Here is a 970-nt window from a genome sequence, read left to right on the forward strand (position 1 = left end):
TTAAACTAGATAAAAAATAGTTTTCCAAGAACTTATTTAAATATAAATTAAGGCCCCTTTATAAAGAAAAATAACTTTATTAAAATGATTAAAAAAATTAGAAAACAAACTCTTATTAAAAGAAGACTATTCTTTAGTATTGGATTGATACTATGGTTCTTTAGTATTCAAGTTTTAAATACAGACGAAAGCAATTATCAACCAGGAAAACACATTCAAACACTTTGGATTTTATCTGGTATAGTAATCGCTGGACTATATGCTGTTTTTTTTCCTATTAAAAAGAAAAAAGACAGCTAAATAATGCTTTCAAGTCTTCGTATTCTGGTTATTGTTTATCTTCTTGTTCTTTTATTAGCTTTTTCTGGTAACGCCCTTGTACAATATCTGTTACCACTAGTATAGCAATCACAAAATAGAAAGTTGTTTTGCTCATGGGCTCAATAGGGTTTCCAAATATTTTAATATGAGCTAAATGCCCACCTTCTGTTACTAACATTATACCTACAATAAATAATATAAAAAGCCCAAGAACTTCATACATTCTATTTTTAGCAAGGAATACAGAGATTTTATCTGCTAAAATTAACATTAATAATCCACTAACAACTATTGCAATAGCCATGACTATAAAAGCTGTTGTATCGTTTTCTATTTCACTGGTTAACCCAATGGCAGCTAAGATAGAGTCGAAAGAAAATACTAAATTCATTAATACAATACTTGCTATAACCGCGTTTGAAGATTTAATTTTCTTCCCCTCACCTTCTACATCACGGCTTAAATCTTTAACAGCAATCATGTGCCATATTTCTTTAATAGCAGTATAAATAATAAAGCCACCACCAGCTAATACAATTAAACTGTGCCCATTAAAAGCAAATTTCACCACTTCTTCTACGCCGCCAGTTAACCATGCAAATGGTTCTTTGAAAAAATCGATTATAGATACTAAAACAAAAAGTAATAC

General features: G+C 29.6%; 2 protein-coding genes. One reads left to right on the top strand and one right to left on the bottom strand.

Going from position 1 to position 970, the window contains the following annotated elements; genetic code table 11:
- Nucleotides 1–84 precede the first annotated feature (84 nt).
- Nucleotides 85–300 (top strand): hypothetical protein, encoded by a 216-nt coding sequence (locus ACVC2P_RS00945; RefSeq protein ID WP_452596610.1) that lies wholly within the window; start codon nt 85–87, stop codon nt 298–300.
- Between the two features lie 28 nt (nt 301–328).
- On the opposite strand, the gene ACVC2P_RS00950 is transcribed toward ACVC2P_RS00945, so the two are convergent.
- The coding region (locus ACVC2P_RS00950) for a TerC family protein (protein ID WP_452596611.1) at nt 329–970 on the bottom strand (642 nt) is incomplete at its 5' end.

This window comes from Pontimicrobium sp. MEBiC01747 (assembly GCF_053601635.1).